Genomic DNA, 14,716 nt, shown 5'->3' with positions numbered 1-14,716 from the left:
GTTTTCATTGGAGAAGGCGAAAATATTCCAACTCACTCCTCTTATGCGAGAAGAGTGGTTTTTATCTCTTGAGAAAATGATCGATTCCGATTTCGCTCCCAATTGGAATGCGTGGATCGGAGACAGAATTACCCAAGAAGACTACCGATTCGTAAAAGAATTCGAATCGTCCGTTTATTCTAAAAAAGAAGTTCCCTCCTCCGTTCCACCTCCTTGGCTGATCCTTAAAATACAAAAACTCAAGTTCACATCTTCTTATTTTTACGAACGATTGAACGGAATCTCCCTTCCCGAAGAATTCCATAAGATCCCTCTTATGACAAGAGAAGATCTGCAGAATAAAATCACGGAGATTCTTCCCACGGATGTCGATTTTTCTCGTTTGGTGGTAAATCCGACGTCAGGCACTACAGGAAAACCCATCCTTGCTCCCAATCATCCTAAAGCGATCGGATGTTACGTGCCTCTCATAGAATACTCACTTTCCAGGCACGGTGTAGAATTAAAAAAGGGACACGATCATACTGCTGCGATTCAACTCTGTCATCAAAACCAAACAATTGTTTATGCGACAAGCCATAGTTTGGCGGAAGGATCTTTGTTTGCAAAAATAAATCTTAAAGAAAAAGAATGGAAAGAAAAAGACCATCTGCAGAAATTCATTTCCCATTTCCAGCCGCAATTTCTTTCAGGAGACCCTTACGCCTTCGAAACTGCTATGAAGATGAATTTGAAATATTCCCCTAGTGCATTGCATTCGACTGCCTTGGAGCTGGAAGATAACTTAAGAATCGCTCTTTCCGATTTTTTCAAATGCCCTGTGGTCAATTTTTATTCATTGAATGAAACCGGTCCCATTGCTTATTCTTGTCCTGTTCATCCGGATTGGATGCATATCATTTCGGAAGACCTATTCATTGAAGTGTTAGACAAGGAAGGTTTTCCCGCAAAAGAAGGGGAAATTCTGATCTCAGGAGGAAGAAATCCATACCTACCTTTACTTCGTTATGCGACAGGAGATTGGGGCGAAATTCAATACGGCAGTTGCCGCTGCGGAGATTCTTTTCCTAAATTGAAATTATTGAAAGGAAGAAAACCTGTTTATTTCGAAGATACGAAAGGGGAAAGGATCAACCCTATCGACGTTTCCAGAATCTTAAGAAAAGAACCGAACATCCTCAGACATCAATTCATTCAAAAAAAGGACGGAAGTTACGAATTAAATCTTTCCGTTTATGTACCGGCTCAGACGGAATTCATCCAAAAATTGGAATCCGAATTCAAATCACTTTTAGGATCGGATGCAGATATTCGAATCAAAACGGATCTTCCTTCCGATTCAGGGAAAATTCCTGTTTTCCTGAATGAAACAAAGGAGGAAAAAAATTGATAGAAAACCACGGATTGATTCTAGGAAAATTTTATCCTCCTCATCTAGGCCACCTTCATCTGATTAGAGAAGCGAAAAAACATTGCAACCACCTAACCGTGCTTGTAGCAACTTTAAAAAGAGAACTCATCCCGGGATCTCTTCGGTTCCAATGGATGAAAGAACTAACCGAAGATCTGCCCGCTCATGTGGTATGGGTGCAAGATGAAAACCCTCAATACCCTGAAGAAGATCCGATCCAGTTTTGGGAAATTTGGAAAAAAACAATTCTTTCCCACAGCCCTGCCCCTATAGACGTTCTATTCACTTCGGAAAGTTACGGAGATCCGTTAGCGAAGGTTCTTGGCACCAAACACCAAATCATCGATTTGGAAAGAAAAGCGGTTCCCATCTCTGCCTCCAAAATCAGAAACAATCCTGCCGATTATTGGGAGTTCATTCCCGAAATAGAAAGGCCTTTTTTTCTCAAAAGAGTCGTTCTTACGGGAAGCGAATCCGTCGGCAAAACCGTGTTAAGTGAAAAACTGGCAAATCATTTCAAAACGGAATGGGCTCCAGAATTTGCAAGAGAATATCTGGATGCAAAAGGAAGATTCGTAGAGAGAGACGATATTTTCGAAATTGCAGAAGGGCATTTGCTATCCGAAATGAAAAAAGCGGAAACGGCAAATCGAATTTTATTTTTGGATACGGACCTTCTCACTACTAAAATATATGCGGAACATTATTTCGATTTGAAATACGACTGGCTGCAAGAGAGAGCCTATCAACTGCAATACGATTCTTCTTTGTTTTTGGACATCGATATCCCCTGGGTGGAAGATCCATTGCGGGACTTAGGTGACATCAGAAAAGAGATGAAGCAGAAATTTATCAGCGAGATGAATCTGGCAAAAAGAGATTTTACTTTGATTTCGGGAGGGTTTCCGGAAAGGGAAAAACAAGCGGTTGAGATCGTGGAAGCGATCCTCAAGGAACCGATGAATCCCTCTTACTTCACTTCGAAACAAATCTCTCTTCGTAATGTTTGATCAGAACATCCGAAACAGGTTTTTTACCGTTCAGTTTGTACATGTGACGAAGGGTATTTCCTTTGGAAAAATTATCCAATTTGTCCGGTCCTAAACGTTCTTCCAGATGCGATTCCAATACGAAACGAACTTCCAAACTGAATCTGGCTAGTCCGGAATGATTGGGGGAAGTTCCGTGTAAATGATGGGATGCGAAACAAAATAATTCCCCTGAATTTCCATACACATCGTACGGTTGCATTTCCTCGGGAATGGATTCGGAAGAAGGGAAAATCTTTTTGCCTTCTTCCTGATTTCGCAAAGATTGAAATCCTCCTTGCTTTATCCAATTTTCGTAATCGAAAAGGTTGGAATCATTCGCAATCGCCTGATCGAAATAAGTCGGATAAATCCGAAATCCGGAACCAAACATTACATCATAGACAGGTATCCAAAAATTCAACTGACATTGAGGATTCGCATACCAAGGATCCCTATGTATGAATGCGGAAGGTTTTGCCGCCTCTATTTCCTGAAATCCGTTTTGGACACAACGGATGCGGATGGCATCCAAGTAAATTTCTTCCGGATCGAATCCGACTTCTCTCCAAACGGGAAAAAAAGCTTCCGCTACATCTTCTCCTTCCTTGATTCGATTTCGAAGAGAGAACATTCTCAAGCTCAGATCTTCGTATAACAATTGATTGGAAATGATACGGGGATCTCCCTCAGGAAAGGAAGACTGCACCAAACTTTGAATTAAGGATAAAAAGGAGGATAAAGCAGTGATGTTTTTATGAAGAATAAGTTTGCCTAAGAGAAGATTTTCAGCTTCTTTTCTTAAGTCCAAAGCGGTTACTTCTCTTCTTTAGAGATCGCTTCCTTTAACTCGCTTGCGCTTGCATACAGATTGGCAAACGTATTCAGTTGGTTGAGAGCATCTTGCAGGCCTGCTTTGAACAACAGCCCGTTTTCCATATGCTCTCTAAATACAGTGAGAGGGTTTTCACTTTCCATTTCGGACAGTGTTTTTTGGAAAGAGGCAAACATTTCTTTTTTCTCATCCAGACTTTGAGGGATTTTCCAACCGTTGGACAATCGACTGCTCATATTTGCCTCCTACCTTTACTTAACTTCTCAGTTCACCTAAGAAGGGTTTATCGTCCTTCCACGTCCAGAAATTTCGTCGTTTTTACAACCAAACGGGTCAATACGTAAAAAGCGACTCCGAAACCGAAGAAAATCGTATGAAATAAATTCCAAATTCCGAACTTATTTCCTATGCTGAGATAAGGAAGTTGGAAATATACTTGGATCAAATCGAAAATCGTAAAAACTACGATGATCCCGAAAAGACTAGGATATTCACGTTTTAAAATATTCTTAAAAGAAAAAGGAAGTTCCGGTTTTACATATCCGCCGAGTCGAGGGATAAACGCGGGCGTTTTGTCCGCCCAAGCCAGATAATCTTTATCGAACTTTCCTCGAAGAAAATACTCCTCAGCAAAGATGATTCTTTCATAATATAAGTAGAAAAACATAATATAAACCAGGGCGAAAGGAAGGTCTCTTAAAATGAGAACCGGCCCCAAATACATAAGAAAGTTCCCTACATAAAGAGGGTGGCGCACCAAGGAATAAATTCCGGTCTGGTTCACCAAATCGGCTACTTGTTGTTTGGTGTTTCTGCCGGAAGTTCTGGCAGGAGTATATCCGATCGTAAAACATCTTACACCCAGTCCCAAAAGACTGATGAAAAAACAAAAACCAAGCCAGTACAGGTTGTGTTTGTAATTGCCGTTGAAAAGCGGAACGAAAGGCAGATATGCGAGCGAAAACGCTAAAACAAGCCCCGGAATATAGGAGCGCCATCGGAATAGGAAATTGCCTTGTTGGTTGAGTTCTTCTATGAATGCCATGTGAAATCGTACTTGATTCCTTTCAAGAAGCCGGTAGCTTTCGTTCTATGTCAATCAAATCCTTTATTCCCGCAAAATTCAATTTGCCAGCACTTTGGTTCACGGATCTCTCCCTGCCCCTAATCCTAAAGATTGTGCATAATTTGGAGGGAATCGAGGTTTCTGAAGAAGACAAAAAAATTCTAAAAAGTTACCAAAACGAAAGGATTATCTATATATCGAACCATCCCACAACGAAAGAACCTCCCGTTGCCTATCATGTAGCCAACTTGATGTCCGCACGATTTCACTATATGGCGGCAAGAGAAGTGTTCGAGTGGGGAGCGGGTTTCGTGGGGGACTTCATCCAATCCTTAGGCGCCTTTTCCGTATTAGCTGGTGCGCCAGACAGGGAATCGCTCAAAGCTTCCAGGGACATTCTGGCTTCCCAGGGAGGCAAACTGGTGTTATTTCCGGAAGGAGAACCCACCAGCGGAATGAACGATACACTTCTTCCGTTTCAATCGGGAGTTTCCCAACTGGGCTTTTGGGGGTTGGAAGATGCACTCAAACAAGATCCTTCCGCAAAAATCACAGTCCTTCTTTCTTATGTGAAATATAGAATGACCTCTTCTTTGGATTGGATGAGAAAAGACATAGATAACACTCTCACACGTATGGAAGATAAATTAGGAATCTCCAAAACTGGAAAAGATATCGTCCATAGAATTTTGTCCGTCGGCAGAAGAATGATCGAAAGAGAAGAAAGAGAATACGGAGTTCAAGTGGAGCCGGATAAAATCGAAGACTTCGATTACAGAATCGGTCGCATGAGACATGTTATGTTAGATAATATCGCCTCCAAAATCAGAATCCCGAAATGGGAAACAGATGCGAACGCAATAGAAAAACTTAGAAAAATTCTCACTACACTGGAATTGGTTTCCATAGGAGCCCCCGATCCGAACGGAGAACTCCCCAGCCCGGATATGGCCACCTGGGCCAGAAAAGCGGCTGCAAAGGCTTACGATTTCATTACATTTCAAACAGGTTACATCAAGGAACTGGCTTCCGCAGAACGCTTGTATGAATTTTTATACAGATACGAAACAGAACTTTTCGGAGAATCAAGAAGCAGACCTCACAAAGCAGTTGTTACCTATGCAAGACCGATCTCCATCGGAGAATTTTACGAAGACTATAAAAAAGACAAAAGAAAAGCGGTCGACGATCTGACGGAAAGGTTTAGAATGGAGATGAATCGATTGTTGGAAGATGAAAAAAGCAAATCTTTGCCGCTCTTCCCTTCCAATTACATTTTTTAAATGAAACCGGATCCGACTGCCTCCATTCAGGAAAAAATCAAAAACGGAGAACCGATTCTTCTCATAGAATACGGTCCCTCCAAGGAATTTGACGAGGAACTCGTGCAGATTCTGGATATGCTGACCTCTCATTATAAAATCAGCGACTTTTCTTCGATCCTGTTCACGATCATCAAGGATCTCATCCTCAACGGATTCAAAGCCAATTTCAAAAGGCTATTCTTTCAAGAGAATCGATTGGACATTCGTTCGAGCGCCGACTATGAATTAGGTGTTCGGATGTATAAAAGTTTTATCCTTTCAGGCAAAAGTCATATTTACGAACGTTTGGCGAGAGACCAAAATCTGTTCGTAAAGACGAAAATCAGCCACAACCAGGACGAGATCCTAGTAACAATAGTTAATAATTCAAAACTGGTGAAAGGAGAAATGCAGAAAATCAAGAACTCACTCCTTTATGCGCAAAACTACAATGATATTATGGAATACTATATCGAAAGAGGAGACAATTCCGAAGGAGAGGGAATAGGAATCGCGCTTTGTGTGATCCTTCTGAAAGGAGAATCTCTTCCCATCGAAAACTTCAAAATCTTCAGCTCGGAATCGGAAACCATTGCGGAGGTCAAAATACCTTTGAAGAAAAACTAGAAATCTGAAACCGGTTTTAGAACCTGGAAACAAATGGTCTCCGTAGCTCAACTTCCTTCCGAAAAATTAGAATCGTTCTTTTCCACAATCATATCGAATCCCGTTAGACATTCTCTTTGGCTGAATACTCTCTCCCTATTGGAACATATCGGTTCCAGAAAAATATTACTGACCCAATCGAGCGAAGAAACTTCGGAAATGATCCTTCGCCATGCTACGGAAGAAGCAAGACACGCTTTGTTTTTCAAAAAGGCGGCGAAATCTCTAAGGCCAGAGTTCAAACCGGGTTACCATACCAACGAACTTTTGCAAGGTGGATCGGCAAAAATTTATTTCGCAAAACTGGATGCGGTGGTTCGCAGGGAATTGAAAAAAGCGGGGTTTTCGGGCCACACATTCACTTACCTCGCCTATTTATATACGACTACTGTGATCGAAGAAAGAGCTATGATCGTTTACACGATCTATAACTCCGTATTGGAATCCGCAGAACACAGCATCAACTTGAGAAATTTAATTTTAGAGGAAGAAGGCCATTTGAACGAAATGTCCTCCGAACTGGAAAAACTAGACCCTTCTTATAAGTCCCGCTTGAAAGATCTAATCGACAAAGAAGAAGTTCTGTTTCAGAAATTTTTCACCCGGCTTAATTTTGTAGCTGCTTAGTGTCGAAAAAACGAAAGTATTCCCAAGAATAAGAAGGCATGATGATGTACTGAATGCGGGGTTCCACTCGCAGCAGTTTATAATTGCCTTTGAAGATTCCCATATCGACTGCCTCGATATACTCCTGCTGATTTTCCTCATCCAAATAGCCGACTTTCAATTTTTGAATTTCTTTCCCCGATAAAAATTCCGGTGAGAGATGTTTTTTGAGAAAACCGCTTTCTCCTCCCCAAGACACGATTCTCAAAAGGAAGCTGTCTACGGACGAATTGTTCAGTTTGTTTTTTTCCTCTGACTCCAAAACCCAAGTCTCTTTTTCTTTTCGAATTCCGAACCGAATCTGACCACCTAAACTATATTCTACGAAGTTGATGGATTTGGGAGAGATATGAAAGAAAGGACGGTCCGAAAGAAAAAAATCATCCGTAGAAAATCCCAAATGATTGGGAAGAAAAGCAGGAATTTGAAAACTAAGAGAAGCACCTTTCGCTCTAACTAAGCAATCAGTTTGATTTCTATAACATTTTCCCCACTCCCAATCCAAAATGATTTTGCCTTCACCTAGAAGACTGAGCCTTCCCGGAGATCCCTCTTTAAGAAATTCTTCATCCTTTAGGATTTTACTGTCTCTCTCGAATCTTTTCCATCCGGAAAGAGCCGTTAAAAAAAGAATCACTTTATCTTGGTCACAAAACAATGGTTCTGAATTTTCCTTTTCGGAATACGTCCAGAAAGATTTTTCCTTTTTGAGTATAAAAGAATATTCGTCGGTTTCATCTTCCCATTTAACTTTAATTTGATCAATGGAATCGATTTGACTTTGAGTTAGCCAGGCCGGCGCTTTGGAATATTCTTTAGGATACGCATTGAAAGGATCGTATAAAACGACAAGACAGAGAGAAAAAAATAAATTCAGTATGAAGATTCTTTTGTTTTGTTCTTTCATATCTTTTATCTGCCCGAGTTCCTTCTTTTGATTCTTCGAACCGCAAAGATAACGATGATTCCTGGAATAAAGGCAAGATTAAAGAAAGTATAAAGATTTCTTTCCTTCTGAGAAAACGCCCTCAGAGGTAAAACGGCAGGACTTTGTTTTCGAGTGATTAAATATTGATTTTCATCTAACAAATAGTCTATGGAATTCAAAAGAAAAGGAACGTTCGCCTCTCTCAAATAGGTTCTGAATTCGGGAAGTGCCAGAATATCGGAAACAAAATAAGGACTCGCAAAGAAAATCATTTTCGTAGGAAGAGCAGACTTGATTCTCGAATCCAAAGGGTTCAATTTACCTTCCAATAAAACTCCCATAGGAACCCTGCTTGCTTCCAAGGATCGATCCAAAAAGTTTTGGTTTTGAGATACGGAAAATAAATTCTCTTTTCGAATCGCTTCCAAATCGGATTTGATCAAAACCTCATATTTGATGTTAGGTTGTTTCGTAGGATCGATACGGATTCCGGAAGACCAAGGAAGAATCAAAAACTCGGTTTTGTCCGTCAAAAAATTGGATTCGTGCAAATTGCCTGAGTTTTTATACAAAAATTGCCAAAGAGGATAATATTGAGTTTTACTCGACCAACCGGAATGATCCGCTCCGTTGGCAACAGGTACAGGATGTTCGAAATCGAATATCAAATCGGTTCCTACAGTAATCCCATAGTGGATGAGAAGATCGTTCCAAAACCCGAGCCCCGCATTGGGAGTTGCTTGTGATCCTTTTTCAAAACTGAGTCCGTTTTTATTTCGGACAGGTTCTATTTTAAACTGCATGCTGGATGCGAGGAAAATCATTCTTCCCCCTCGCGCCAAAAACTCTTCCAAATGAAGTTTGCCTTTCCCTGTCCACTCTGGAGATCCGATCACAAACAACAGGCGAATCGAATCGGGGATTTTTGCATCGTTCAAACGTACTAGTGCAGGATTTCCATACTCTTTAACAAGAGCTTGGTGATAAAAAACGCCCCAAGTATCTTTTCCGGAACCGTCTCCTGGCTCCGGAAAAGAAAACACTCCCGGATCTATCGAAATCGCCAGACTAGGTTCTTTGTTTTTCTGACTTAATTTACGAAGAGCTCTTACGAACTGGGACTCCGCTTCTTCCACAAAAAAATAATCGGAGAGAATTTCCGTTTCCGAATCGTAATGAACTGCGATCCCCATATATACTTCTTGGAAGGATTGGCTTGTTTCCGAAGACTTACGAATTTCATTCGGACTCAATCCCATATCGTTCGCCTTTTTTCTTATCTCTGCGGAGGCATCTGGATCATGAAAGACGATTTTGATATATTCCGGATTTCTTCCTGCGATCTCATTCAGATATTCCCGAATCAAATCCCGTCTAACATTGTATTCAGGAGGAAGATCTGAAGAATAAAAAGCATCAACCGACAGAGGACGACGAATCGATGTTAGAAGAGAATTCGTCTGCTCTGATATCGTAAGCCTGTTGGAGGAAGAAATATCTTTTCTTAAAATCAAATGACTAATCAAAAGATTGGATAGAAAAAAGGCCAATACCAATTGAAATACAAATAAACCTGGTCGATTCCAATTCATCTTTTGTACCGAAGCCGGATCACGGATAAGTATAAAAATAGAAAATCAAGACTAATGAAAAAGTAAAAATCTCTCGGGTCCAATATTCCCAGACGAAACGGTTCATAATGGGAGGGAATGGAAAATATCTTGATAAAACCGGAACTAAAAAAATCGATCAGCCTTTGGGAACCTAAAAGATAAAAACTGATGAGAGTGAGAAACCCCACTAAAAAAGAAATGACCTGGCTTCTTAAAAAAAGTGTGAAGTAAAGCACCAAAGACACAAAAGAAGAACTCAACAGAAAAAGACCCAAATAACCGGAGAATACCAACCCCCAGTCCGGGTCACCAAGCACAGATAATGTGAGGGGTATAAACACGGTGCAGCATAATGTGACGATTACATAGAAAAAAGTAGAGAAAAATTTCCCTAAGACGATTTGCCATTCGGTTAAAGGAAGAGTGAATAAAATCTCCCAGGTTCCGGATTCTTTTTCTTCCGTCCAAATTCTCATTCCGATCGCAGGAACGAATAATAATAGAAGATAGGGAACGCTTTGAAAGAAAACTCCCATATCGGAACTTTTACGATCCCAAAACGAATTGGATCCGAATCCGTAAAAGAAAATATAATTTTCGATCAATAGAAAGAGAACGATAAAAGTATAACCGACGGGAGTGTTGAAACTTTGTAGCCATTCTCTTCGAAAGAGTGCTTGGATTTTTTTCATACAATCAATTCCCGGCGATCGAATTGAAAATCGCTTTCAATGATTCTTCCGATTTTCTCATCTCTCTGACAACGATCCCACCGGAAGAAAGAATGGCAAAAACTTCTTCAGATTTTCTTTCTCCTAACTCCAATTCGTATTCGAAGAAATCATCCTGCAAAGTTTGGCTTAATTTTAAATTCGACAAACCGGACGACTCCAGTATCTTTTTAAATTCAGGAAATGCAATTCTTGCTTCTATAAATAGTTTGTCCTTTTTGCGCAGACTTTGTACCGGACTGTCCGCAACGATCTGTCCTTGAGAAAGTATAATTACATGTTCGCAAATTTCTTCCACCTCATCCAAACTATGCGTAGAGATCAGAACTGTTTTCGATTTGCCAAGTTCTTTGATCAAACTTCGGATCTGAGTCATCTGAATAGGATCCAATCCGTAACTCGGCTCATCTAACACCAAGTAATCGGGATCTCCTAATAGTACTCCCGCAAGTGCGACCCTTTGTTTGAAACCTTTGGAAAGATTTCCGATTACAGTATTTCTCACTTCCCCCAAATCAAGCTCACCTAACAAACGATGAATGGATTTTGTGGATATGGATTCATCCAATCCCCTGCTTCTTCCGAAAAAAAATAGACTTTCCTCTACTGTTAAATCTCTGTAAGCTGGCCCATTTTCAGGCAGATAACCAATTTTCTGCTGCAACTTCTGTCGATTCTCACTTAAAATCAGCCCCTCTACTTCCACTCTGCCGGAGCTTGGATCCAAAAAACCGGCTAAAAGACGCATGGTGGTCGTCTTCCCTGCCCCATTCGGACCGAGCAAAGCAGTGAGCCTTCCTGGTTTGAGTTTGAAATTTAAGTCAGAAACTGCCAATTTTCCTGGAAATTCTTTAGATAATTGGATAGCTTGCATGGATTTAGATGATAAAAACCGAGAAAGAAGTCCAACTATAAAAAATGGCTTGCGGAAATTATCCCAGAGGCGATTTTTCTCACCATACTTGATGAGACATAATTCCACTATTGGAACATTTCCCCGATGGGCCTAGAGATCATATTACTTCCCTTTATTGCGAGCGTCGCAGTCACGATCGGCCTACGTCGTTTAGACAAATCCAATGCAAAACTTTCGCAACTGAAACGTTATGCATCCAAACTTACGGATGAAATTCATAATTCTGCGCTTCAAAAAATCCAATCCGTAAAAGATGCGGGGATCGATCTGGACATTCTAGTGAAGCAATCCAGAAAAGTCGCAGAAGAGATCCAATCCCTTAGTGTTGAGTCGAGAGATCTGTTTGAAAAAATCAGATCGAGCAAAGAATACCTTTCTTCCCTTTCCGGGGAACTTCAACAAATCAACCAACTGAGTGCAGAAGTTAGACGGGAAACTTCCATGATGGAATCCGGACTGACGCAAATCCAATCCCATAAAAGAGAACTGCAAAATGTTGCGGAAGATATGGACAGATTGCACGATGAAAGTGTTTCTCTCTTAGATGCTTTTCAATCCAAACTCAATCAAAGATCGGACGAAATTTTACAATCGGTTGCCCAAAAGATGGTGGAACTGGAAGGTCTTCTTGAGTCGAAATCCGATTCTCTAGACGAATCGATGACTCATATTGCGGATTCCGCCAGAGAAAAATTATTATCTCATGCGGACGTGATGGTTCAGGAAACCGCAGGAAGATTGGATCATGCTAGAAAGGAAATGGATTCTCTTTTGGACTCCATGAAACTGGCGCAAGGTGAAATTGACATCAAACTGACTAAGTTCGAGGACACCTCCTCTTTACTTTCCGATAAAGTGGATAAATTCGACGATAAAATCGAAGACAAGTATTCCCGCATTTCACAAAAGTTAGATGAAAAAGTTTCTTTATTAGAAAAGAAGATCCAAGAAAGATTCGATTCCATCTTCGAACAAGTGAGTCATACCAAGGATTCCTTTATGAAAGGATTATCCCTGGAGACAGAGTCCATCAAAAGAGAAATCGAAGGTCTTTCTTTGGAGACTCTTTCCAAACGGGATGAGATCATCAACGAAACCAGACGCCAAGCGGACGGAATCAATCAGACAATCATTCAATTCCAAGAGAAATATCTGGAAGCGGAAAACAAACTTCTGCGCCAAGCGGATACCCGCAAACAAGAGTTAATTAGAGAAATAGAAGCATTCAGTGAAGAGTTCCACAGAATCTCGGAAGATTTGAAGGAAGAAGCAGGGTCTCTCAAAAAAAGCGCCTTACAAGAATTAAAAGATTTCGACAGGGAACTGGAAACCGTAAGAGAAAACCAAGAAAGTTTAATCAAAACTTCCCTTCTCAACGTAAAGGCTGAATTGGAAGATAAAATGCATTTCGATTTCAAAGGGAAAGAAAGTTCCATTCAAAACGAAATCCAATCTCTTGAATTACAAATTCAAAATCTCAATGAAACGATCTCCAATCATACTAAGGATGTCGATGAGTATGTGGATGAATTAAAATCCGCATTGAGAGAAACCGCTTCAGAAATTTTCGAAACAGCAGAAGAAAAAGCAAGATCTTCGGAAGAAATCGTTTCGGAAAAGATCCGCATCGCCAATGCGAATTTGGAACAATTTGTTTCCAAATGGGAAGATGAACTCGCTAAATTAAGAGAAGATCAGTCCGACTCGATGGACATTCTACAAGATCGATTGAAAGAAATTCATATTGAAGGAGGAGATTTACTCTCCAAATTCCAAACAGAATTTTTATCCGCAAAATCGAAGCTAGATGATACTGCAGAAAAAAAATCGCAAGAGATCGTTTCCAAGATAGAGTCGGAATCAAAATATGCTAGAGACGAAGTAGAAAGAATTCTAAAACATCTGGAAGAATCTGGAGAATCCTTCTTCAATCTTCAAGAAGAGAAAATGGATCGTTTGAACGAGACCATCGATGCGAAGATTTCTCATCAATTGGCTAAACTTTTGGACAAAGGGAACGTTCAGCTCGGTCAATTAGAGGAGAAAATCACATCTCACTTAAATTCCGTCAGACGCAATTTGGAAGAAAGCATCAAAAGATCTAAAGAAGATTCCAAAAAACAAATAGAAACTTATCAAAGAGACTATGAGAAGTCGTTTAAGGAAATCGCAAAAGAAAGCCAAGATTTCCTAAGAGATACTCGTGATCAGTTCCAAGATTTAAAATCTGATATTGATTCCTCTTTATCCGACATCAGAGAAATCAAAGCTGAGACTATGGAAGAGTTCCAATCCGAGCTTACCGATCTAAAACAAGCGATAGGTGGCTTGACAGAAGATTTGGAAACTGTAAAAGAACATACCGATCTATTCGCGAATGCGAAACAAATCGCGGAACAATCAGAGAAAGCTGTAGAAGAAATCGTGAATGCCCTCGATGAATTGGAAAAACAAAAGCCGGATCTGGCGATTTATCAAACTTCCATTGAAACTTTCTCTTCACTCCAATCTGAAATTGCAAACGAGTTGGAAAGATTGAGCGATGCACAGTCTCAAACAAGCGATATCGACAAACAAGTTCAAATACTGGCATCTAACTTATCTTATGTGTCAGAACGAATGTCTTTTTTCCAAGAAACGCTTCCTGAAATTCAGGGAATGGAGAAAAAAATCGAACTGATCACAGAAGAACAGATCAAGATCGAATCCTTCCTGCATTCCCTTTCGGAATCTCAAGACTCAGTCTATTCCTTGGCCCAAGGCCTAGAGAACCAAAAACAAAACTCCAGAGAGTTGCAAGCCAGACTAGATGTTTTGGATCGAGAGATCGATGTGGTAGAAGCCAGAGAGAAGGAACTTTCCGAGACCATTCGTTTGGCAGAAAACAGAACTTCCTTTTTGGCGGAACGTGAAAACCAGATCGATTCGGTGGAACGTAAGTTCGATAAAATTGAAGAATTGATGGGAGATCTTTCCGAGCGCCATAGACAGATTCTCACTTTACAAAAGCGTTTGGAAGAATTGAGAGAAACTTCAGGCGAAACGAAAGAGGATTTAGAGTCCCTTTTGGGCGAGGCGGACGAGACTTTTGAGAAATTGTCTCAATTTTTAGACATTGTGCAGGGGGCGATGGTGGTACCTCCGCCACAGGGGGGGAAAAGTGGTGGTACCTCCGCCAAATCCTCCCAAAATCAGCTCATCGAACGTAAAAAAGCCACAATTTTGAGCCTCCATGACAACTACCAATGGACTCCCGAGGCAATTAGTGAAAAATTAAATATTGAAAAATCCCTAGTGGATACGATCCTCGGAGCTAGAAAGAAATAAAACATCCGTCGAGGAAACCATGTCAGAAGAACAAAACGAATCCACATCGAAAGAAACACTTATTGTCGCATCTAAGGTAAAAGCTTATATCAAATCAAAAGGATTTATGACTTCCGGCGATGCTATCGAAGGCCTAAATGAAGAAGTTTACCGTTTGATCGACAAAGCGCTAGAAAGAACTTCTGCTAACAAAAGAACTACCGCCAGATCCACTGACTTCTAGTC

14 protein-coding genes are annotated in these 14,716 nt (G+C 40.5%); 7 read left to right on the top strand and 7 right to left on the bottom strand.

From position 1 onward, the window contains the following. The first annotated feature begins 7 nt into the window (after positions 1-7). A complete protein-coding gene (locus EHS15_RS00265; protein WP_246051823.1) occupies positions 8-1,390 on the top strand; it encodes a phenylacetate--CoA ligase family protein in 1,383 nt (460 codons plus the stop codon). Next, positions 1,387-2,421 carry an AAA family ATPase gene (locus EHS15_RS00260; protein WP_246051822.1) on the top strand — a complete coding sequence of 345 codons (1,035 nt, stop codon included), beginning with the start codon at positions 1,387-1,389 and terminating at the stop codon, positions 2,419-2,421. Before EHS15_RS00265 ends, EHS15_RS00260 begins: the two co-directional genes overlap by 4 nt. Here the strand turns inward: EHS15_RS00260 and EHS15_RS00255 are convergent. Genes EHS15_RS00255 through lmtA form a run of 3 tightly spaced genes read right to left on the bottom strand, consistent with a single transcriptional unit; the run spans position 2,387 to position 4,319 of the window. Further along, the gene (locus EHS15_RS00255; RefSeq protein ID WP_135758526.1) at positions 2,387-3,250 is read right to left on the bottom strand and encodes a hypothetical protein; all 864 of its coding nucleotides are present in this window, start codon (positions 3,248-3,250) and stop codon (positions 2,387-2,389) included. The two genes, EHS15_RS00260 and EHS15_RS00255, sit on opposite strands and share 35 nt — an antisense overlap. 5 nt (positions 3,251-3,255) lie before the next feature. After that, positions 3,256-3,510, bottom strand: coding sequence for a hypothetical protein (locus EHS15_RS00250; protein ID WP_135758525.1), 255 nt, complete (start codon positions 3,508-3,510; stop codon positions 3,256-3,258). Positions 3,511-3,557: 47 nt separating this feature from the next. Further along, positions 3,558-4,319, bottom strand: coding sequence for a lipid A Kdo2 1-phosphate O-methyltransferase (gene lmtA, locus EHS15_RS00245; RefSeq protein ID WP_135758524.1), 762 nt, complete (start codon positions 4,317-4,319; stop codon positions 3,558-3,560). 47 nt (positions 4,320-4,366) lie between these two features. Here lmtA and EHS15_RS00240 point away from each other — a divergent pair, with 47 nt between their 5' ends. From EHS15_RS00240 to EHS15_RS00230, 3 genes are read left to right on the top strand one after another with little or no spacing between them, the layout of a single operon-like run. Next, the gene (locus EHS15_RS00240; RefSeq protein WP_135758523.1) at positions 4,367-5,623 is read left to right on the top strand and encodes a lysophospholipid acyltransferase family protein; all 1,257 of its coding nucleotides are present in this window, start codon (positions 4,367-4,369) and stop codon (positions 5,621-5,623) included. Further along, complete coding sequence (locus EHS15_RS00235) at positions 5,624-6,271, top strand: hypothetical protein (RefSeq protein WP_135758522.1); 648 nt, start codon at positions 5,624-5,626, stop codon at positions 6,269-6,271. It abuts the gene before it with no gap. 33 nt (positions 6,272-6,304) lie between these two features. Further along, positions 6,305-6,937 carry a rubrerythrin gene (locus tag EHS15_RS00230; protein ID WP_135758521.1) on the top strand — a complete coding sequence of 211 codons (633 nt, stop codon included), beginning with the start codon at positions 6,305-6,307 and terminating at the stop codon, positions 6,935-6,937. Here EHS15_RS00230 and EHS15_RS00225 read toward each other — a convergent pair. The 4 genes from EHS15_RS00225 to EHS15_RS00210 are packed head-to-tail and all read right to left on the bottom strand — an operon-like array spanning position 6,918 to position 11,083. After that, positions 6,918-7,883, bottom strand: coding sequence for a hypothetical protein (locus EHS15_RS00225; protein WP_135758520.1), 966 nt, complete (start codon positions 7,881-7,883; stop codon positions 6,918-6,920). The genes EHS15_RS00230 and EHS15_RS00225 overlap by 20 nt on opposite strands. Before the next feature lie 5 nt (positions 7,884-7,888). After that, the gene (locus EHS15_RS00220; RefSeq protein WP_135758519.1) at positions 7,889-9,496 is read right to left on the bottom strand and encodes a GldG family protein; all 1,608 of its coding nucleotides are present in this window, start codon (positions 9,494-9,496) and stop codon (positions 7,889-7,891) included. Further along, positions 9,493-10,209, bottom strand: coding sequence for an ABC transporter permease (locus EHS15_RS00215; protein ID WP_135758518.1), 717 nt, complete (start codon positions 10,207-10,209; stop codon positions 9,493-9,495). The genes EHS15_RS00220 and EHS15_RS00215 overlap by 4 nt, the downstream gene beginning before the upstream one ends. Positions 10,210-10,213: 4 nt before the next feature. Then, entirely contained in the window at positions 10,214-11,083 is an 870-nt protein-coding gene (locus EHS15_RS00210) for an ABC transporter ATP-binding protein (protein ID WP_167884107.1), read from the bottom strand. A 165-nt stretch (positions 11,084-11,248) separates the two neighbouring features. Between EHS15_RS00210 and EHS15_RS00205 the strand changes: the two genes are divergently transcribed. Both EHS15_RS00205 and EHS15_RS00200 read left to right on the top strand, forming a co-directional pair. Then, a complete protein-coding gene (locus EHS15_RS00205) occupies positions 11,249-14,491 on the top strand; it encodes a SpiroCoCo family coiled-coil protein (protein ID WP_135758516.1) in 3,243 nt (1,080 codons plus the stop codon). A 19-nt stretch (positions 14,492-14,510) separates the two neighbouring features. Further along, entirely contained in the window at positions 14,511-14,714 is a 204-nt protein-coding gene (locus tag EHS15_RS00200) for a hypothetical protein (protein WP_135758515.1), read from the top strand. The last annotated feature ends 2 nt before the right edge of the window (positions 14,715-14,716 follow it).

It is taken from the genome of Leptospira idonii, assembly GCF_004770995.1.
Classification (GTDB): domain Bacteria; phylum Spirochaetota; class Leptospiria; order Leptospirales; family Leptospiraceae; genus Leptospira_A; species Leptospira_A idonii.
This window is presented reverse-complemented; position numbering and strand designations above follow the sequence as displayed.